This is a genomic window from Desulfovibrio aminophilus DSM 12254, from assembly GCF_000422565.1.
In the GTDB taxonomy this organism is placed as follows: Bacteria; Desulfobacterota; Desulfovibrionia; order Desulfovibrionales; family Desulfovibrionaceae; genus Aminidesulfovibrio; species Aminidesulfovibrio aminophilus.
Genome location: NZ_AUMA01000011.1, coordinates 177,908 through 197,871, shown reverse-complemented (window position 1 = coordinate 197,871; position 19,964 = coordinate 177,908). Strand labels below are relative to the sequence as shown.

Genomic DNA, 19,964 nt, shown 5'->3' with positions numbered 1-19,964 from the left:
GCTGGAACGATGCGCCACCCAAAGGCCAAGAGGGAAGGACAGGGAAACACGCCGTCCGAGTCCGGCGACGAGCTCCGAAGGTGGAACGCGATCAGGCGAGGATGTCGTGAAAGACCTTTTCCAGCCCCCCGCGCCAGGAGATAAGCAGATCCACGATGCGGCGGCTCGTGCCGTCCTTCTGGAGGGGATTCGTCGCGCTCCGGGCCAGGGCCGCGCCCTCGCCGGAGAGGGCCCGGCGCAGCGCCAGGGCCACGGCTTCGGCCTCGGCCGGGCAGTCCAGCACCGAGGCGGCGCGCACGCGGCCGTCCTGGCGGCTGCCCACGTTCACCGTGGGTACGCCGAAGCTCGGGGCCTCGATGACCCCGGAGGAGGAGTTGCCCGCCACACAACGGCAGTGCTTCATGGCCGAGAGGTAGCGCACCTGCCCCAGGGAGGGCCGGGCCAGGATGCGGCCGGGGAAACGTCCGACCAGTTCATGGGTCAGGGCGTCCACGGCCCCGCCCCCGGCGTCCGCGTTGGCCCCGGTGATCACGGCCCGCAGTTCCGGCCGTTCGTCCAGCATCAGGGCGAGGCCCGCGAAGAAGCTCCGGGCCTGTTCCGCCGGGTCGGCGTCCAGGGTCACGGGATGAAACGTGACCAGGACGAACTCCGGCCCCAGGCAAAACTGCAGTTCAGCCTCCAACTCCGCGCGTCCCGGCAGAGACAGGGTCAGGGCGTTCTCCACCCCCAGCGAGCCGACGTTGAAGACCGCTTCCGGCCGCTCACCCATCTGGATCACCCGGCGGCGGTACTCCTCGCAGGCCGTGAAGTGCAGCGCGGCGAGCTTGGCCAGGGCATGGCGGAACTGATCGTCCACCGCGCCCCGGGTCACCTCGCCGCCGTGGATGTGGGCGATGGGCACGCGGCACAGGGACGCGGCCACGGCGCAGGCCAGGGCCTCGTAGCGGTCGCCAAGGATCAGGAGCCGGTCCGGCTTGAGTCGTGCCAGGGCCTCGGCGCACCCGGCCAGGGCCTGAGCGGCCGCCCGGGCCACGCCCTGGGGCGAGTCGTCGTCCAGATCCAGGGTGATTTCCGCGTCCGGCTCGAAGCCGTGCCCCCGGATCTCGTCCACGGTATGCCCATGGCGGGCCGAAAGGTGGCTGCCGGAGACGAGCAAAAGGAGTTCCGCGTCCGGAGCGTCGCGCAGCCGTTCCAGCACGGGGCGCAGCAGACCGTATTCGGCGCGGGTGCCGGTGAAGACCGCGATCCTCATGGCTCGATCTTCTCCCCCGCGGCGAAGGCTCGCGGCGCGCGCCGTCCCATGATCTCTTCCCAACGCATGGGGCTCACCCCGCCGGAGCCCGTGCGCCGCGCGGCCACGTTCTCCGGGGAATAGACTTCGCCCTCGGCGATGTTCCGGGCGGCCACCAGGTAGCGCCGGGCCACCAGGATGTTCTCGCGCTCCGAGGAGCTGGGCTCCTTGCGGCCGTGCCCCAGGGCAGCCTCCACCGTGCGCACGGCCGCCACCATGGCCGCCAGTTCCCCGGGCTCCAGGGAGGCCGCATGGTCCGGCCCCTCCATTCGGCGATCCAGGGTGAAATGCTTCTCGACGACCGTCGCGCCAAGGGCCACGGCGGCGATGGGGCAGGCGATGCCCAGGGTGTGGTCGGAATAGCCCGTCGCGCAGGCGGGGAAGGCCTCGGCCAGTGTGCGGATGGCCCGCAAGTTGGCGTCGGCGTCAGGGGTCGGATACTGGGTGTTGCAGTGCAGAAGCGTCACGTTCCGGGCAGGCGTCCCGGCGGTCTCAAGCACCCGCAGCGCGTCAGCCACCTCGTCCAGCGCGCACATGCCCGTGGAGAGCACGATGCGCCTGCCGAGCGCGCCCACGTGCCGCAGATAGGGCAGGTTGGTGATCTCGCCCGAGGGGATCTTGATGATCGCGAGGCCCATGCCCACGAGCATGTCCGCGCTCTGTTCGTCGAAGGGCGTGGAGAGAAACGCGATGCCGCGCTCCCGGCAGCGGGCCAGGAGCGTTTCGTGAGCCGCCGCGTCCAGCTCCAGCCGCTTGAGCATGACGAACTGCGACTCGGCCGCGCCGGTGGCCTCCTTCTGGTAGGCCGCCTTGTCCGCGTCGGGCGTGACCAGTCGCTCGGCCTTGAAGGTCTGAAACTTGACCGCGTCGGCCCCCGCGTCGGCGGCCGCATCCACCAGCTTCAAGGCCAGGGCCAGATCGCCGTTGTGGTTCACCCCGGCCTCGGCGATGATCAGCACACGGCTCACGGGCGTTTCCCCCAACGCGGGCCGCTGGGCAGACTGACCACGCGCTCCACGGCCTCGCGGGCCGCGTCCAGGTCGTCTCCCGCGTTGCCCGCGTACATGGGCAGATCGGTCATGAGCCGCCACAGCGGGCGGGTGGCGATCCCGTGGGCGTTGGTCCACTCCAGCATGGCGTCGCGGGCGGCCCGGCTTCCGGCGCGCACCGAGCAGAGCCAGAAGTTCGAACGACAGCCCTCGGGCTGGTCCACGAACTCCATATCCGCCTCGTTCGCGAAAAACTCCCGGTAGGCCGCGGCCACGTCCCGTTTGTCCGCGAGGATGTCCTCGATGCGCTCCATCTGGGCGCAGCCCAGGGCGGCGTTGACGTTCGGCATGCGGTAATTCCAGGCCGTCTCGTCGTGGAAGAATTCCCAGGGGTGCGGCCGCTTGGCCGTGGCGGTCAGGCGCTTGGCCCGGGCCCCGAGTTCAGGGTCGTTGGTGAGCAGCATGCCGCCGCCGCCCGTGGTCACGGTCTTGTTGCCGTTGAAGCTCAAGACCCCGATGCGGCCGAAAAGGCCCAGGTGGCGGCCATCCAGGGTCGATCCCAGGGCCTCGGCCGCGTCCTCCACCAGGGGGATGCGCCACTCCTGGCAGAGAGCCGCGATCTCGCGGATGCGGCAGGCGTGTCCCAGGACGTGCATGGGCAGACAGGCCGCGATGCGCCTGCCGTCCGCCCGCAGACGGGGGCCGTCCGGGCCGCTCTCGGCCTTGGCGTCCAGAAAGGCGCGCAGGGCGTCCGGGGACATGCCGAGGGTGTCCGGGTCCGAATCCAGGAAGACCGGCTCCGCTCCGGCGTGGCGCACGGCGTTGGCCGTGGCCACGAAGGTCAGGGCCTGGGTCAGCACGACCTCGCCGGGCCGCACGCCGACCAGCCCCAGGGCGGCGGTCAGGCCGCAGGTGCCGTTGACCACGGCCACGGCGGCGGCCGCTCCGGAGAATTCGCGGAGCATGTCCTCGAAGCGGGTCACGTATTCACCCACGCTGGAGACGAAGGTCGTGTCCACGCAACGGCAGAGGTATTCCTTTTCCTTGCCCGCGAAGACCGGGGCGTGCAGGGGGATGGGGCCTTTCGGCTCGGAGTAGAATCGGCGGACCAGAGCGGCGAAGCGATCCAGCATGTCGGTCATCGTGTCCAGGTGGTGCGCCGCGCGGTCCCGCGTCGGCCGAGGTTGAAGGGATGAAAACCGGGGAGACGGCCGGAACAGCCGCGCCGCCATCCCGCATCGCCATGTACCACCCGCACGGTCAAAAGGCAAAGAACCAGGAGGAAGGGCTCCACTCCCAAGCGACCGCGAAGAGCCCAGGCTCAGGCGTTGTTGTCTTGCCAAGGCAAACATGCTAGCAAGTCCACGCTTCGCTATTTCGCCCATAACGCTTTGCTTAGGCCCCGTTCCAGCCGGACGGAAGCCAAGGCGGTCAAGGCCTCGGCCGACACGGGGCACGCGGCGCGCTGGCCCATCCATCAACTGGCACAACCCGCGCTTCCCAGGCCACTTCACGGGCTACCGCTTTTCATGACCGCCACGCAACAGAATTCCGGCTCGCAAGGAGACCCGCAGTGAGTGACCGTCATTTAGATAAGCTCCTCGTCTTCATCGTGGCGTATAACGCCGAAAAGACGCTGGCGCCTGTCTTGGACCGCATCCCCGCCTCCCTTCTGGAAGGCGGCTGCGGGATCCTGGTGATCGACGACGCCTCGCAGGACGAGACCTTTCGGGTGGGCTTGGAATACAAGCGGACCCATCCCGGAATACGCCTGGAAGTGCTGCGGAACTGCATGAACGTCGGCTACGGCGGCAACCAGAAGATCGGCTACACCTACGCCCTGCGCAACGACTATGACGTGGTCGCCCTGATCCACGGCGACGGCCAGTATCCGCCGGAATTCGTGGAAGACCTGTCCAAGCCGATCTTCGCAGGAGAGGCCGACGCGGTGCTCGGATCGCGCATGCTCAAACGCAAGGACGCCTTGCGCGGCGGCATGCCCCTGTACAAGTTCCTCGGCAACATCATCCTCACGAAGCTCCAGAACTGGCTGCTCAAGACCGGCTTCAGCGAATTTCACACGGGATTTCGCATCTATTCCACGAAGGCCCTGGCCTCCATCCCCTTCGAACGCAATTCCAACGACTTCCACTTCGACACGGAGATCATCATCCAGCTATTGCTCAAGGGCCTGCGCATCGCCGAACTTCCGATCCCCACGCATTATGGGGATGAGGTCTGCCACGTCAACGGGATGAAATACGCCCTCGACGTGGTCCTGACGACGCTCTCCAGCAAGCTGCACCAGGCGTCCATCGCCTATGACCGGAAGTACGAAATCGTCTCGGAGCCGGACTACTCCCTCAAGCTCAGCTACCCGTCCTCGCACACCATGGCCCTGGAAGCCGTGCCGTCGGACAGCACGGTCCTGGACATCGGCTGCGGCCAGGGACTGATCGCCCGCGAACTGGCGAAAAAAGGCTGCCGCGTGACCGGCCTGGACAGCACCATCAACGACCGCGACGAGGAGGGGATCACCCTGCGGCGGGCCGACCTCAATGCGACCCCGCTCCCCCTGCCGGCGACGTCCTACGACTGCATCCTTCTGCTGGACGTCGTGGAGCATCTCGCATCGCCGGAAAAGTTCTTCGACGACCTCAGATCCTCGTTGCACGGCATGGAGAAGCCGCGCATCATCATCACCGTTCCCAACGTGGCCTTCTTCATCATCCGACTGCGCATGCTCCTCGGATCCTTCAACTACGGGAAAGTGGGCATTCTGGACTTCACCCATACCCGGCTCTTCACCCTGGCGTCGCTCAAGACGATGCTGCAGCAGCGGGGCTACTCGGTGGAAGCGGTGCGGGGCATCCCGGCCCCCTACCCCAAGGCCATCGGCGATAACGCAACAAGCCGCCTGCTCCTACGGCTCAACAGCCTGTTCATCAGGCTCCGGCTGCCGCTCTTCTCCTATCAGCTCTATGTGGAGGCCCGGCCTCTGCCGACCATCGACGACTTGCTGGACGGCGCACATACGAGAATGACGTGTCCCGGGAAGGACGCCTGACCTGGGCCGATGAGGAAACAAACCTTCCAGGACGACGCCATGACCAAGCCCATACCCCAGGATTTCACCCCCAGGCGGGCCCTCATCTGCCAGCAGCGCCAGATCGGCGACGTGATCTTGGCCACGCCGCTCATCCGCATGCTCAAGGACCGCTATCCGGCGGTGGAGATCGACTTCTTCACCGAGGCCAAGTGCGCGGACGTGCTCAAGGACAACCCGGACATCTCTCGGCTTTGGGTCGTGGACAAGTCCCTGTCACCCTGGGGCGCCCTGGCGTTCTACCTGAACATGCGCCGACGGAGCTACGACCTGGTGGTCAACTGCCAGCAGCTGCCGCGCTGCAAGACCGTGACCTTCTTCTCCGGCGCCCGCTACCGTCTGGCCCATACGCCCAAGTGGTACAACAGCTTCCTCTACACCCACACCGCGCCGATCTTCGGAGGCTACGCCGCCAAGGTGAAGGCCTGCGCCCTGAGCCCGCTGGGGTTGGAGTGGAAGGGCGAACGGCCCTACGTGCATGTGCCGGAGGAGAAACGCGCCTGGGCCGACGCCTGGCTGCGCGAACAGGGGCTGCGGGACGGGGAGAAGCTGGTGACCGTGGACACCACGCACAAGGCCGTGACCCGGCGCTGGCCCGCGCGGCACTATGCCCGGCTGTTTGAATTGCTGGCCGAGAAGCGGCCGGAGCTGCGCTTCCTGCTCCTGCATGGGCCGGGCGAGGAAGGACAGGTGCGCGAGGTGTACGACGCATGCGGTCGCCGGGACCGCTGTTTGCTCCTGCCGGAGATCCTGCCCCTGGACCGGGTGGCCGCGATCCAGTCCCGCGCCGTGCTTCACCTGGGCAACTGCTCCGCGCCCAGGCACTTGGCCCTGGCCGTGGGTACGCCCACGTTCACCTTCATCGGGGCCAACTACGGTCCGTCCTGGACCTACCCGGGCCCGGACCAGAACTTCGCGGCCCTGACCCTGGACTGCTCCCGCTGCAACAAGGACGTCTGCCCCAAGGGCACGATGCAGTGTCTCAACGAACTCACGCCCGAGCTCGTCCTGCCCCAGCTTCTGGCCCAGTTGCCGGAGGAGCCTCCGGCCTAGCCCTCACCAGGCGGTCCAGCCGCCGTCCACCATGATGTTTTGTCCCGTGACGTAGCGGGAGAGATCCCCGGCCAGATACAGCAACGTACCCTTCATGTCCTCTTCCGTGGCCATGCGCCCCGCCGGGGTGCGGGCCTCGTAGCGGCGCACGAAGCATTCCGGCTGGTTGCGGAAGACGCCGCCCGGGCAGAGGCTGTTCACGCGCACGTCCGGGGCCAAGGTGGTGGCCAGCCAGCGCGTGAGCTGGATCAGGCCACCCTTGCTGGCGGCGTAGGCCGCCGGGTTGCTCATGGACGTGCCCTCGTAGAGGCTCCAGTCCGGGCCCACCACGCCGTAGGTCGAGCCCACGTTGACCACCGAGCCGTGCCCCGAGGCGCGCAGATACCGGGCCGCGGCCTGGATCAGGGCGAAGGGAGCGGTGAGGTTGACCTCCAGGGCCGCGCGCCAGGTGTCCAGGCGCTGTTGCTCGAAAGGCACTCCCCAACCCTGAAGTTTGGAAGTGCCCACGAAGGCCGCGCAGTTCACCAGGATGCCCAGGGAACCCAGGGCGTCGGCGACGCGATCCGGCGCGGCGACCACGGCCTTCTCGTCGGCCAAGTCCAGGGCCAGGGGCAGGGTGGACACTTCGAAGCGCCGCGCCAGATCATCGGCCGTTTCGCGACAGCTGTCCTGGTCCAGGTCGATGACGGCCACGGCGCAGCCCATCTCGGCCAGGGCTTCGCAGCAGGCCCGGCCGATGTGCCCGGCCCCGCCGGTGACCAGGGCCGCGCGGCCGCTCAAATCCATGAGTTCCCGAATGCTCTTCATGGCTTCTTTCCTTGGTTGCGGCGCCGCATGAGAAATTCCGCGAAGGCGAAATCCAGCTCCGTGTCGATGTCCACGGCCCGCTCGGCCGGAACCTCCACCACCCGCACCCGGCCCTGGAACAGGCCGGAATGCTCACGGATGAAACGCGGCGAGGTGACGTAGGCCACGGTGGTCATGTCGAAGGCCGCCGGGGCGTCCTGCCGCCGGGCCACGTCGCCCAGGGGCATGAGCAGCGAGGCGTAGCCGTCCTCGTCCAGCCGGACCATGTTGAACGAGGGATGGCGTTCCGCCGCCCGCACGGTGACCACCATGTCGCAGTCGCCCCGGAGATAGGTCTCAACGCAGGCCTTCACGTCCGCGCCGATGCGCAGCGGGGCCGTGGCGGGCAGGGAGACGAAGACGTCGAAGTAGTCCAGGGCGTCCACGGCGTGCCGCCAGGCCAGCCACTCGGGCGAGTCGTCACGGGCCAGCTCGGCCGGGCGCAGAAAGGGAACCTCGGCCCCGCAGGCGCGGGCCGCCTCGGCGATGGCCGGATCGTCGGTGGAGACGATGACCCGCTCGACGCAGCCGCTGTCGTGGGCGGCGCGCACGGCGTAGCCCAGCAGGGGGACGCCGTCCAGGGGCCGGATGTTCTTGCCCGGCAGGCCCTTGGACCCGCCCCGGGCGAAAATGAATCCCCAGATTTTCGGTGTCATGCACACACCCACCGCCCGTCCCGGGCGGCCTGTTCCGCGGCGTCGATGAGCGCCAAGGTTTGTCCGGCCTCGCCCAGGGTGCAGAGCCCGGCGCAGTCCCCGACAAAGGCCCGGGCCTGGGCCAGATACGTCGTGTCCCGCTCGGCAGCGAAACGCTCGACGCCCTCGGGCGTCTCCAGGATCCCGGCCACGAAGTCGGCCTTGAGGCTCAAGCCCTGGGCCAGGACCAGAAGCTCCCGCCGTCCTCGGGGGTCCAGGTAGTTGAGCTGGATGGTGGCGGCGGGGCAGCCCGCAGCTTCCAGAAGCAGGCAGGCCGTGTCCTCGGACTCGATACCCAGGTCGCCGAAGGTTCCGAGCACCGCCGCCACCCGCGACCAGGGCCCGGCCAGGAGCTGCACGAGGTCCAGCTCGTGGGACAGGTCGCGCAGAACGCCGCCTCCCTGGTCCCGGTGCGCGGAATAGCATTGCCGGAAGTCCCGGCCCGGCCGCCAGAGGGAAAGGTGCTGCCCCACATAGGCCTGGATGGAAAGAATGCGGCGGTCGCGGAGCAGTTCCCGCAGCCTGGGAACCAGGGGGTGGAAGCGCAGGTTGTAGCCCACGAACACCGGTCCCGGCCCGGCGGGAATCTCCAAGTCGGCTCGATGAAAGAGCGGCTTCTCGACCAACACGCGGCCCCGGAATCCCGCCCGCGCCAGGTTTTCCAGGGCGCTCTGGTGGTCGGCCGTGGCCGTGGCCACCACCGCCGCCTCGGGCCGGAACGCCGCCTGGGCCGCCTCGGCCGAGGCGAAGACCGGGTGCGGGCAGTCCGGGTTGCGGGTCAGGCAGGCCACCTCGTGGCCCAGTCCGGCCAGCAGGCGGGCGTGGCGTCCGCCGATGGAGCCGAAGCCGACGACCAGAACCCGCATCTAGCGCTCCTGGCGTTGGAAGTGCAGGGCGAAGTCGCAGTTGGCCTGCTCGAAATCCTGTCTGCGGCCGATGTCCATCCAATACTCGTGGATGGGGAAGGCGGCCGTTGGGCTGCCCTGCTCCATGAGCCGGGAGAACAGCGAGGGCATGTCCAGGTAGGCGTCCGGGGCGATCTCCGCCACGGCCTCGGAACCCAGGACGTAGATGCCCGCGTTGACGAAGAATTTCTGCACCGGCTTTTCTTCCAGGCCCACGATGCTGTTTTCGCGCACGTCCACCACGCCGTAGGGCACCTGGATGTCGAAGCCGCGCACGGCCATGGTGGCGTGCGCCCCTTGGGTCAGGTGAAAGTCGAGCATGCCGGGGAAGTCCACCCGGGTGAGTAGGTCGCCGTTCATGACGAAGACCGGGGCGTCCGGCTTCCGGGGCAGGAGGCCCAGGGCTCCGGCGGTGCCCAGGGGCTCCCGTTCGCGCAGGTACTCGATGCTCACGCCCAACCGGGTGCCGTCGCCGAAATGCTCCTCGACCATGTCGGCGCGGTAGTTCACGGAGATGAAGAAATTGTGGAAACCGTGCTGGATGAACTGCTGCATGATGGTTTCCAGCAGCGGCCGCCCGCCCACGGGCAGCAGGGGCTTGGGACAGTCTTCGGTGAGGGGGCGCAGCCGTGTGCCCAGGCCTCCGGCCATGAGCACCACCCAGTTGTCGCGCGGCAACGGCGCGGATAGTTCGCCGAGCACCTTCAGGCCGATGACCCGGCCCTCGGCGTCCAGCACGGGCATCTGGTGGATGTCCAGCTCACGCATGACGGCGAGAATCGCCGCGTCGCCGTCGCCGGGGCGGGCCGCCCGGAAATCGGTGACGAGCACGTCCAGCAACGGGCTTTCCAGCGTCTTCCCGACCAGCAGGCCGCGCCGGATGTCGCCGTCCGTGATCACGCCCCGGAGGCGGCCTTCGGCGTCCACGGCCAGGGCCATGCGCACGCTGCCGTCGTTGAGCGCCTGCACGGCGTCCCGCATCGTGCCGGTGACGCGTACCAGGGCCTTTTTCCAATCCTTCATATGCGGGTCCGCTCCGGCGGTCAGATGTTGTAGCGGCCGGCCTTGTAGCGCCGGAGGTTGTCAGGGGTCCGGAACCATTCCACGGTGCGCGCGAGTCCGCGCCGGAAGCCGTCGATTCCGGCGTATTCGGGCTGCCAGCCACAGCGCTCGGCGGCCCGCTCGATGCCCGCGAAGAGGCGTTCCACCTCGCTGTTCTCCGGCCGCAAACGCTCCTGGTCGCAGACGATCTCGATGTCCGCGCCCATGACCTCGGCGATGGTCCGGGCCGTGTCGCCGATGGATATCTCGAATCCGCTGCCGATGTTGGTGACCTGCCCCAGGCAGGCGTCGGCCCGGGCCACCGCCACGAAGCCGCGCACGATGTCCTCCACGAAGCTGAAGTCCCGCGTGGGGTGCTGGGCCCCGAGCCGCACATGGCGGACGCCGGTGGCGATCTGGGTGATCACGGTGGGGATCACGGCCCGGGCGGACTGCCGGGGGCCATAGGTGTTGAAGGGCCGGATCACCGACACCGGCGTGCCGAAGGCGTGGTGGAACGAGAGCGCGATCTGGTCCGCGCCGATCTTGGAGGCCGAATAGGGCGACTGGGGCTGGAGGGGGTGCTCCTCGGTGATGGGCACAAACCGCGCCGTGCCGTAGACCTCGCTGGTGGAGGTCTGGATCACGCGCTCCACGCCCAGGTCGCGGGCCGCCTGGACCACGTTCAGCGCGCCCTTGACGTTGGTGTCTACGTAAGTGTCCGGGGAGTGATAGGAATAGGGGATGGCGATGAGCGCGGCCAGGTTGAGGACCACGTCGCAACCTCGCATCGCCTGGCGCACCCCGTTGGGATCGCGGATGTCGCCAGCGAAAACGTCCAGTTCGGCCTTGACCTCCTCAGGCGATTCGTCCAGCCAGCCCCAGGAGTTGAAGGAATTGTAGAGCACGAAGGCCCGCACCCGGAACCCCAGGCGCACCAAGTGCTCAGTCAGGTGCGAACCGATGAATCCGTCCGCCCCGGTGACGAGAATTCGCTTGCCCGTAAGTTTCATGTCGCGCTCCGTTCTGGGCGTCTGTGTAGCATCGGCGGGGCCAAAAGGCAAAGAATGGGGCGGCGGGGGCTACCAGTGGAAGGACTCGGCTGGGCCGCCGGGTATGGAGCGGACCACCGTCACGTTGCCTGCGGCGTCGCAGGCGCCCGCGCCGATGGTCTCTACCGTGCCGGCGGGCACGGTCTGGGCGTCCAGCACGTAGCTCCAGGCGCGGAACGGGGTCTGGATGTCGAAGTTGTCGTGAAGGTACTGACCGGTGCGGGTCTTGAGGGCCAGGAACGGTTGGGGTCCGAAAATGGGCCGGTCCGCCTCTAGGAGCAGGGTGTCGTCCTGCCAAGTGGCCTTGAGCGTGAGGGGGGGCTTTGCGGCCTCCAGGCCTAGGGCGAAGCGGGCGGCCTCACGTGCCTCACAGAAGCGGTAGCCCACACCGGGGTGGCGCCTGGCCGCATCCGCCAGCATGGCCGCCACCGTGCGCACGTCCGGGCGGATGTCGCGGAAATCGTGGTCGGCGAAGGCCAAGATCACGGGCAAGCTCCGGCTGGCCTCCACAAAGGCCTGGTCCACGTCGGACTGCCTCAGGCAGCGCGTGCGGGTGCCGACGTTCAGGCAGCGCATGGTGTGGCGACGGCAGTTGCCGGGCCGCTGGTAGTCGTCGTGGTCCGGGCGGTACGGGACCCAGGTGTCCGGGGCCCGCCGCCAGTCGCCGAAGCGGCCGCTGGCCATATCCTTTTGCTCAGAGGTCTCGTCCGTGGCCTGGTTGGAGAAGTCGAAGGGCAGGAATTGCTCCAGGAACCAGTGACTGTCCGGCCGGATGGTGTGAAACCCGGGGCGGTAGCAGCTGGGAAACCAGCCGCGCTCGATGATCCGCCAAGCCAGGCTGCGGAACAGGGTGTCGGCGTGGGCGAAGTAGTGGGTGGCGCAGTGGTGCGCCTGCCGGCTGAACGGCATGGGGTGGTAGTGGAACTGGAACCCGTCCCTCATGCCTTGGGCTCGGACGTACCGGAAATAGTGGTCGAAGACGTTGCCGTAGCCCATGTCCCGGTGCCGCGGATTGCCCTCGTATCCCACATGGTCCACGCAGAACCAGTTGTAGATCCAGTGGCCGCCGAAAGAATCCGTGAAGCTGTCGCGGAACGACGGGTTCAGCGCGTTCTCCAGCATCCGGTCCACGGCGTCCCAGGTGTCGTTGTAGCGGAGCAGTTCCGGGGCGACCATCTGGCGCACTGCAGCCTCGTTGCCGTCGAGATCGATCTCGCCGTCCTGGAGCCGCCTCAGGTTCTCCCTGGTGGGTTCCAGGGTGACGCCGAAGACGTACCGGAGCCGTTCGAACGTGGCCTCCAGGGACTCGTGCAACGGGCCTTCCGTGTCGATGCAGTGGACTACGTAGACGGTTGCGTGCGGGTTCGGCATTGCGCTGGCTTCCACCGGTTGGTTGTCCTGCGGAGCGGCCTTAGGGCCTGCCGACAAAGACCCATTCAGTGCAGTGGCTCTGGCGGTTGTCGAAGGTGCGCCGGAGCATCTCCAGGGATTCTACCGTAAAGCCTTGGAATTGCCGTTTGATCTCGTCCTCGTCGAAGAAGTAGATAGTGCCTTCCTGGGCGAACGGGCCCGTAGTCAGGTTTTTCTGCACGTAGCGGTCCAAGGTGATACCCGAGCCGTAGCCCATAGTGTCCACGTCCGGGAAGATGGAGTAGAACAGGCCCTCGGGCTTGAGCACGCGACGCACCTCCTTGAGGATCACGGCGTGGGACTCGCGGTCGTTGGCGGCCATGGCGAAGCCGTCGATGACCGCGTCAAAGGATCTGTCGGCGTAGGGCAGCTTCGTGATGTCGCCCACCCGGAACTCGCCGTTGAGGCCTTCGTGGGCGAAGCGCTCCTGGGCTCGGCGCACTCCGGTGGCCGAGCCGTCGATGCCGAAGACCGTGAAGCCCTCACGAGCGCAGTACCAGGAGACCGTGCCCGTGCCACAACCCAGGTCCAGAACCTTGACCGCGCGCCGGTCCGGGGCCTTATAGAAGTATTTGGCCATGAACCGGATGACGCTTTCCGAGGGATACTTGCCCCATTCGCGCTCCGAGAATATCTTTTCCCAGCATTCGTCCCAAGCCATTTATCCCTCCAGGAAAAAACGAGGATTTTCGTTCAGCACACGAACGGCAGAAGCATAGATAGCGCGCATTCGGACCTTCGTCAAAACGCCGTAGCCGAGCTTCTGCCAAGTGCAGGCGGCGTCGAAGCCCGCCACGGCGTGGATCCTGGCGAAATCGTAGAGTGTCTCCGGCTGTCGGGCGAAGAGCCGGTAGCAGCTCTCCTGGGGGCCGGAATCGCCCATGGTCCGGTAGCGGAAGTCCTTCATGGCCCGGTATGGTACCCGGCAGTCCAACTCGGCCATGTGCACGGCCGAGGCGTATTCCAGCCCCACGCCCACGAACAGGGCCGTGGCGTTCAGGTCCAGGGCCTGCCGCCAGGGCGAGCCCTCGCCGTAGGCCAGTTCGTAGGGGCGGATCAGGGCGATGGCCTGGGGCCCGATGGCCGCTGCGGAATCCAGGGGGTTCTCGCTGCGCAGGGCTCCGGGCCGGGACCGGATGTACTCGGAAAAGACCCCGAGCGAGGCGTCGGCGGGCGTGGTGCGGGCGTCAAAGGCGTGGGCCTTGAACTGCGGAATGTTGGCCGCAGGCACCATGACCGTTATGCCGCGTCCAGCCACGTCCTGGAGCGCCGCGTGGAGCGCCTCGGCATGGCCCTGGATGGGGCCGAGGTGCTGGAGGCCCGAATGGATGACAAACACACCGTCGGGTTCCAGGCTCAGACCGGCCAGGGCCTCGGCCATGTCCGCCCGGGTGATCCCGGCCTGCTTGCCCGGGGCCGCGCCGGTGAGGCCCTGGTATAGGGAGCCTAGGGCGCCAAAACCGTGCTCACTCACCAACTCCATGTCCAGGGCGCCGAAGCGTTCCTCCAGACTGCCCACCAGGGAGAAGTATTCCAGGGAATCGACGATGGTGTTCCGGATCAGGTCGAATTCGGGCGCGAGGCTGTCCGGAACGGCGATCCCGCGCTGCAAAAACTTTTGTTCGTACAGAACGAAGACGTGCTGGAGGAAGTCGCTCCACAGGACCGTGCTGCTCATCATGCCCCCGTGACCATCTGGGCCAAGGTGTTGCGGTCGATCTTGCCGTTGGAGTTGAGCGGCATGCTCACAATACTGCAGATTTTGTGCGGCACCATGTAATTGGGCAGGCTCTCGGCGCAGCGTTCGATGATCGCGGCGGAATCGACGATTCGGCCCGCCACGAAGGCCACGACGCACAGCGGGTGATTGGGGGCTTGCCGCCAGCCGATGGCCGCCACGTGGCTGATTCCCGTGGCTTGGCGCAGGACGTGCTCGATTTCGCCCAGCTCCACCCGGTACCCGGCGATCTGGATCTGGTCGTCCTTGCGGCCTAAGAAGAACAGGTCTCCGTCGGCGTCGCAGTAGGCCAAGTCGCCTGTGCGGTACCACGGGATCTCCGGCGCGCCCGCATGGGGTAGTGAGAGGAATTTGGCGCGGGTCAGGGCCTCGCCCTCCCAGTATCCTGGAGCGATCTGGGCCCCGCCGAGGCAGAGTTCCCCGACCTCGCCCCTGGGCAGCGGCCGCAGGTTCTCGTCCACCACGGCGGCCACCAGGCCCTCGAAGGGCTTGCCGATGGGCACGACGCCGTTGCGGCACTTCTCGTCCAGGGATGCTTGGGTGCATGGATAAGCGGTGAAGGCGATGGTCGCCTCGGTGGGGCCGTAGAGGTTCTCCACCAGGGCCTGCGGCGCGGCGGCCAGGAACTGCCGGGCCGTGTCGCAGAGTAGGGCCTCCCCGCAGAATAGAGCAAAGCGCAAGGACGGGAGGTTGCCGGGTTTGAGGAAATCGAAGCGTGCCATCAGCACACCCGTGGAGGGCACGGAGAACCATACGGTCAACTCGTGCTTCTTCACGAATTTCACCGGGGCGAGGCATTCCTCCTTTGGCGGGCAATACACGGCTGCTCCGGCGCTCCAGGCCACAAACATGTCAAAGGCCGAGAGGTCGAAGGTGAAGTCGAACAGTTGTGAGAACCTGTCGCTGGCAGCGAAACGGTATTTCCGTTGCACCGCGTTGACGAAGAAGTTCACGTTGGCGTGGGTGATGCCCACGCCCTTGGGATCCCCAGTGCTCCCGGAGGTAAACAGCAGGTAGGCGAAGCCGTTGTCTTGCACCTCCACCGGGCGTAGGGCCTGGGGCTCCAGTGCCCGGGCCTCCGTGTGTTGCTGGTTGTGGACCACGACGTTGCCCGCAGCAAAGGACCCTGCAGCAAGGGCATCAACCACCAGGAGGACGTATGTGCCTTCGCAGGCCTGGAGCACCTCCAGGATCTGGTCCAAATACTTCTCTTCGGTCAGGACCAAACGCATGCCGGAGCGCAGGACCACGCTCTTGAGGCGCTTGGCGGGAAAGGTCGGGTTGAGCGGGACGTAGCACTTCCCGGCCATGAGTGTGCCGAGGATACCGATGAACATGGGCAGGGACCTGTAGGCGAAGACGCCGATCAATTCTTCGGTCGCGGCCTGGGCCACCAGGGCCTCGCGGATTGAGGCGCCGGCTGCGGCCAAGTCCGCGTAGGAGTAAAATGCATCCTGGACGAACAGGGCCGGGGCGGACGGCGCTTGTTTGGCATTCTGAAGGAATCCATTGATGATTGAGGGAGTCATGTGGTTCTCACTTTTTGGTCCGGCGTGCATTCCCGGAACGCTTTGAGCATCGTTCCTCTGCTTTTTTGGCGCACGCGCGGGCGGCGTGTTCGAAGACAATCTCTTCCCGCCTCCGGTCTGGCGGCATCTCGCGGATGGTGGTCTCGGCAGAGCACATTGGCAAGCTCACTGGGTCAGCAGGAACGTGTTCACAGTCAGACGCTCCACCCTCGCTCGGGGCAGTTCTGGCTCAATTGCCCAGAGTTTATCCAGCCGGTCGCGGATATCTTGTTCCGTCATGTATGGAAACTTACTCAACGCATATCGGACCTTGCGGCCGTTTCTCCCCGGCTGTTTGGCCCGGAGCAACTTGCTGAGATATTTTCTCCAGCATTTGACAGAGCCCCAGACGCCCGGCGGCCGAGGTTTCCAGGCGGCGGGACCGCCTGCCGCAAAGCCGGCGGCCATGTCGGCGATGACCTCGCAAGCCTTCTGGCGCAGATTGGCGACATAAGAAGTCAGGTCGTGGGCTGAAGGGGCCGGACCACAGCCCTTAGACGTGGCGACCACAAGGTCGGCGACGGCCTCCGGGGTCTCCGCGGGGTGGCCAAGCTCGGAGACGATGGCCGCAGCCAACTCCGGATCGAAGTGCGGACGGTATTGAATGAGCGGTTTGCCCATGAGTAGCGCCTCCAGGCCGGTGGTGCAGTCATGATGGATCACCGCTCCGGCCGTGGCGATCCACTTGCGCACGGAACCGGTGCGGAGCACATGCACGTTGGGCAGATCAGCGATCCTGCTGCGGTAGAAGTCCATGTTTTCCGCAGGATGGGGGCGGATGATCACCTGCCGTTTCGGGAAGCGCAGGGCCAAGTGGCGCGTCAGGGCCACAAAGGGCTCCAGCAGCCCCCGCTGGTATTCCGCATTGCGCCTCATGAAGGCCATGAACTTCTTGTCCTTGTAGATACGCCATTCCTTCATCCGGCTGAGCATCTCGAAATAGTAGTCAAAGCCCATGCTGTGATTGCAGGTGAAGCTAGTGTTGATGAGCAGATAATCTTCGCCGTATCGGCGGCCCAAGGATTCGTCGCGAAAATAGGGCAGGAATTTTTTGCTGGCCAAGTCGAAGGAGGGATACCCGGTGACCGCCACAAGATTGGCCTTGTCCGGCGGCAGGCGGCTCCGCAGCATAGCCGCCTGCTTGTCACCCCAGGCGCAGATACGTGAGACACAGGGCAGGATGCGCAGAAAGTTGTCCAGGTATTCCGGCGCATCCCACTGGTTCAACCCCTCAGGGTTGAGGTTGATGACCCGGCCGCCCGCTGCCAACACGGCTTCATTGACCGAGACGTCCTGGTCGCTGTCAAAGTAGATTACCGGGTTGCTGGAGGAGAGCACGTACTGGTTGACCATGCGCTCGCCGAACAGGGTCGGCAGGCCGCGCGCGGCTAAATGCAGGGCAAGATAAAGGATGCCGTCCAATTCCCGAGTGGCAATTTCGATGGGAATAGCGCAGAGCATTTTGGAAATACAACCTCCTCGAAGCAATGGGATGCGGACGGAATGCCGGTCTGCCTCGGAAGAGGGCGGAAACGCGTCCCGCCCGGTAACTATCCGCTTTGGGCAGACCTGTCAAAATGCCGGAGGCCAGCTCGGCTCCGGCACTGGCGGAAGGGAGCGCCGACGGGACATCTTGCCTTGGCTTCCCGGTTTGGGCTATAGGTCTCGCCAGCCGGTGGGGATTGGCCTCCGCCGCAGGCGATTTTTCATCGCAATCAACAGAGATTGTTATTTGAACGCGAATACCCGAGGTCTGCAGCTCATGTCCTTAGCCCCAGTGCATCCTGCCGGAGGAACGCCATGCCCGCCACAGGCATTCAGGCGGCATCCTCTGGTTCGCCAGCCTGAGCGGCTTCGGAAAGACCACGCTCTCCGAGAATCTGGAACGCCTCCTGTTCCAGCGGGGCTATGCCGTGGTCGTGTTGGACGGCGGCCTCATGCGCAAGGGGATCAGTTCCGCCCTGGGTTTCTTCGCAGCGGATTGCTCCAAGAGCCTGCGCTGCTTGGCTCACGTGGTCAAGCTGTTGTCCGGGCTGGGCCTGTTCTGCATCACGACCACCATCTCTCCGTTTCTGCGCGATCGTGTGGCCTTCGCGCACTCATGGCCCCCGGTGAATTCCACGTGGTCTATATCAAGGTCAGTCTGCCGACCTGTGAGCAGCGGGATCCCAAGAGGCTTTACCGTAGGGCACAGCAGGGCCAACTCGCCGAATTCACAGGCGCCCTTCCCCTATGACTCGGCCGGCTCCCCGGAGGTGGTCGTGGACACGGAAAATATGGGGATCGAAGCCCGTCTCGACGTGCTGGCGGATTATGTGGCGCGGCACCTCCAGATCACCCGGACGGCCCTCTCTCCTGCATAGCCCCAAGGCGGGCGAGGCCCTTGTCTTGTCCGCAGGATCTGGGGTATATGGCGCCACAGGGCGGCTGCACCGAACGTCTTCCCAATCCTCCGCAAAGGAACACTTCTTGTCCGACGGCAAAAGAAAATTTTTCTATCAGGATTCCCGACACCTGCTCAAACGCAGCCTGAGCTATTTCCTGGTCTTCAAGAAACGGCTCGTCCTGGCCGTCATCGGCATGCTCGCGGTGGCGCCCTGCGGGGCCCTCACCGCTTGGCTCGTCAAGCTGGCCGTGGACGACGTGCTCATCCGCAAGGACATTGCGGCGCTCCAGTTGGTGACCCTGGCCATCTTCGTGCTCATGTCCCTCAAGGGCGTATTCCGCTTCATGCAGACCTACTACATGAACTCCACAGGGTTCATGGTTGTTGAGGCCCTGCGCAACGACCTCTACGCGCGCATAGTCTATCTGCCCCTGCGGTTCTTCAACGAGACCCAGGTGGGCATGCTTATGTCCCGGATGCTCAACGATGTGGCCCTAATCCGTCAGAGCCTGCCGTCCATCGTCATGTGCACCCGCGAATTCTTCACCGTCCTAGGACTCGTCGCCTACGTCATCTATCTGGACCGGGCGCTGGCCTTCTGGGGGCTCATCGTCATGCCCCTGGTGGTCTGGGTCTTCAGATCCTTCAGCCGCAAGCTGCGCAAGATCAGCCGCAAAACCCAGGTTAATGTCGCGGACGTGAGCGTGGTCATGCAGGAGGGCTTCTCCGGCATCCGGGTCATCAAGGCCTTCGCCTCCGAGTCCCTGGAGGTGGACAAGTTCAAGAGGGAGAACTCCAAGTTCCTTACGAGTGCGATCAAGCAGATCCGCGTCAGCGAACAATCCTCCCGGGTTATGGAGATCGTTGGATCTGTGGCCGCCGCGCTGGTGCTTTGGTACGGCGGGATGCGGGTCATCGGCGAGGATCTGACCCCCGGGGCGCTGCTCTCCTTTCTCACCGCTCTGGCCATGCTCTATGAGCCCATCAAGCGTATGAATAGCGCCAACATGGACATCCAGGCCGCCATGGCCGGAGCCGAGCGGGTTTTCGAGATCTTGGACGCCCCGCACTTGGTGGCCGAGTCCGGCGGCGAGTTGGAAGTGGCCGAGCCCTTCCGGGAACTGCGCTTCGAGGATCTGCGCTTCACCTATCCCGGAGCCTCGCGGCCGGCCTTGGACGGGGTCAGCTTGGCGGTACGGGCCGGGGAGCGCGTGGCCATCGTGGGCCCCAGTGGATCGGGCAAGACCACCCTGGTAAACCTCGTGCCCCGCTTCTTCGACCCCCAGGAGGGCCGCATCCTGATCAATGGCCGCCCACTTCAGAACTATACCCTGAAAAGCTTGCGCCGCTCCCTGGGTATCGTTTCCCAGGATGCCTTCCTGTTCAACGACACGGTGAGCGGCAACATCGCCTACGGCGAGAGCCGCCAGTACAGCTGCGAAGAGATCGAGGAGGCGGCCAAGGCCGCCTATGCCCACGAGTTCGTCAGCGAGCTGCCCGAGGGCTACGCGACTCTGGTGGGCGAGCGGGGGGTCAAGCTCTCCGGCGGCCAGAAGCAGCGCCTAACCATCGCCCGGGCCATCCTAAAGAACCCGCCCCTGCTCATCCTGGACGAGGCCACCAGCGCCCTGGACACCGAGAGCGAGCGCATCGTGCAGCTGGCCCTGGAAAACCTCATGCGCAACCGCACGAGCATCGTCATCGCGCACCGTCTGTCTACGGTGCTCACGGCGGATAGCATTGTGGTCATGGAGAACGGGCGTATTCTGGCCCAGGGCCGCCACGGGGAACTGTTGGAATCCTGCGGCCTCTATGCGCGACTTTACCAGATGCAGTTCGCCGAGGGCGCGGCCCAGGACTCCCCAGTGGAAGCCGTTCAGTGAA

General features: G+C 65.9%; 17 protein-coding genes and 1 pseudogene. 5 read left to right on the top strand and 13 right to left on the bottom strand.

Going from position 1 to position 19,964, the window contains the following annotated elements; all coding sequences use genetic code 11:
• Positions 1–91 precede the first annotated feature (91 nt).
• From neuC to H587_RS0109915, 3 genes are read right to left on the bottom strand one after another with little or no spacing between them, the layout of a single operon-like run.
• Positions 92–1,252, bottom strand: a complete 1,161-nt coding sequence (gene neuC / locus H587_RS18115) for a UDP-N-acetylglucosamine 2-epimerase (protein ID WP_034609049.1) — start codon at positions 1,250–1,252, stop codon at positions 92–94.
• Positions 1,249–2,259 (bottom strand): N-acetylneuraminate synthase, encoded by a 1,011-nt coding sequence (gene neuB / locus H587_RS0109920; RefSeq protein WP_027176139.1) that lies wholly within the window; start codon positions 2,257–2,259, stop codon positions 1,249–1,251. Before neuB ends, neuC begins: the two co-directional genes overlap by 4 nt.
• Positions 2,256–3,413, bottom strand: coding sequence for a LegC family aminotransferase (locus H587_RS0109915; RefSeq protein ID WP_156904512.1), 1,158 nt, complete (start codon positions 3,411–3,413; stop codon positions 2,256–2,258). Before H587_RS0109915 ends, neuB begins: the two co-directional genes overlap by 4 nt.
• Positions 3,414–3,853: 440 nt before the next feature.
• On the opposite strand from H587_RS0109915, the gene H587_RS20255 reads away from it, so the two are divergent.
• Positions 3,854–5,347 carry a bifunctional glycosyltransferase/class I SAM-dependent methyltransferase gene (locus tag H587_RS20255; protein WP_084630581.1) on the top strand — a complete coding sequence of 498 codons (1,494 nt, stop codon included), beginning with the start codon at positions 3,854–3,856 and terminating at the stop codon, positions 5,345–5,347.
• A 39-nt stretch (positions 5,348–5,386) separates the two neighbouring features.
• Entirely contained in the window at positions 5,387–6,439 is a 1,053-nt protein-coding gene (locus tag H587_RS18105; RefSeq protein ID WP_034609135.1) for a glycosyltransferase family 9 protein, read from the top strand.
• 3 nt (positions 6,440–6,442) lie between these two features.
• Here the strand turns inward: H587_RS18105 and H587_RS0109900 are convergent, their stop codons facing one another.
• The 10 genes from H587_RS0109900 to H587_RS0109855 all read right to left on the bottom strand — a co-directional run bounded on the left by H587_RS0109900 (position 6,443) and on the right by H587_RS0109855 (position 17,155).
• The gene (locus tag H587_RS0109900; RefSeq protein WP_027176137.1) at positions 6,443–7,246 is read right to left on the bottom strand and encodes an SDR family oxidoreductase; all 804 of its coding nucleotides are present in this window, start codon (positions 7,244–7,246) and stop codon (positions 6,443–6,445) included.
• Positions 7,243–7,941 carry an acylneuraminate cytidylyltransferase family protein gene (locus H587_RS0109895; RefSeq protein ID WP_034609046.1) on the bottom strand — a complete coding sequence of 233 codons (699 nt, stop codon included), beginning with the start codon at positions 7,939–7,941 and terminating at the stop codon, positions 7,243–7,245. Before H587_RS0109895 ends, H587_RS0109900 begins: the two co-directional genes overlap by 4 nt.
• The gene (locus H587_RS0109890; protein ID WP_027176135.1) at positions 7,938–8,846 is read right to left on the bottom strand and encodes a Gfo/Idh/MocA family protein; all 909 of its coding nucleotides are present in this window, start codon (positions 8,844–8,846) and stop codon (positions 7,938–7,940) included. The genes H587_RS0109895 and H587_RS0109890 overlap by 4 nt, the downstream gene beginning before the upstream one ends.
• Positions 8,847–9,908, bottom strand: a complete 1,062-nt coding sequence (locus H587_RS0109885; RefSeq protein WP_027176134.1) for a nucleotidyltransferase family protein — start codon at positions 9,906–9,908, stop codon at positions 8,847–8,849.
• Between the two features lie 20 nt (positions 9,909–9,928).
• A complete protein-coding gene (locus H587_RS0109880; protein ID WP_027176133.1) occupies positions 9,929–10,939 on the bottom strand; it encodes an NAD-dependent 4,6-dehydratase LegB in 1,011 nt (336 codons plus the stop codon).
• 69 nt (positions 10,940–11,008) lie between these two features.
• The gene (locus tag H587_RS18100; protein WP_034609044.1) at positions 11,009–12,349 is read right to left on the bottom strand and encodes a hypothetical protein; all 1,341 of its coding nucleotides are present in this window, start codon (positions 12,347–12,349) and stop codon (positions 11,009–11,011) included.
• A 40-nt stretch (positions 12,350–12,389) separates the two neighbouring features.
• Positions 12,390–13,049 (bottom strand): class I SAM-dependent methyltransferase, encoded by a 660-nt coding sequence (locus tag H587_RS0109870; protein ID WP_027176132.1) that lies wholly within the window; start codon positions 13,047–13,049, stop codon positions 12,390–12,392.
• A complete protein-coding gene (locus tag H587_RS0109865) occupies positions 13,050–14,066 on the bottom strand; it encodes an AAC(3) family N-acetyltransferase (RefSeq protein ID WP_027176131.1) in 1,017 nt (338 codons plus the stop codon).
• On the bottom strand, positions 14,066–15,655 hold the full coding sequence (locus H587_RS0109860; RefSeq protein WP_027176130.1) for an amino acid adenylation domain-containing protein: 1,590 nt from the start codon (positions 15,653–15,655) through the stop codon (positions 14,066–14,068). Before H587_RS0109860 ends, H587_RS0109865 begins: the two co-directional genes overlap by 1 nt.
• Positions 15,656–15,820: 165 nt before the next feature.
• Positions 15,821–17,155, bottom strand: a complete 1,335-nt coding sequence (locus H587_RS0109855; protein ID WP_027176129.1) for a surface carbohydrate biosynthesis protein — start codon at positions 17,153–17,155, stop codon at positions 15,821–15,823.
• Positions 17,156–17,475: 320 nt separating this feature from the next.
• Here H587_RS0109855 and H587_RS21395 point away from each other — a divergent pair.
• The 3 genes and pseudogenes from H587_RS21395 to H587_RS0109845 form a co-directional block, all read left to right on the top strand.
• Positions 17,476–17,772, top strand: a pseudogene (locus H587_RS21395) (adenylyl-sulfate kinase); the annotation flags it as partial.
• Between the two features lie 23 nt (positions 17,773–17,795).
• Positions 17,796–17,930, top strand: coding sequence for an adenylyl-sulfate kinase (locus tag H587_RS21390; protein ID WP_156904508.1), 135 nt, complete (start codon positions 17,796–17,798; stop codon positions 17,928–17,930).
• A 233-nt stretch (positions 17,931–18,163) separates the two neighbouring features.
• Complete coding sequence (locus H587_RS0109845) at positions 18,164–19,963, top strand: ABC transporter ATP-binding protein (protein WP_027176128.1); 1,800 nt, start codon at positions 18,164–18,166, stop codon at positions 19,961–19,963.
• Position 19,964 lies beyond the last annotated feature (1 nt).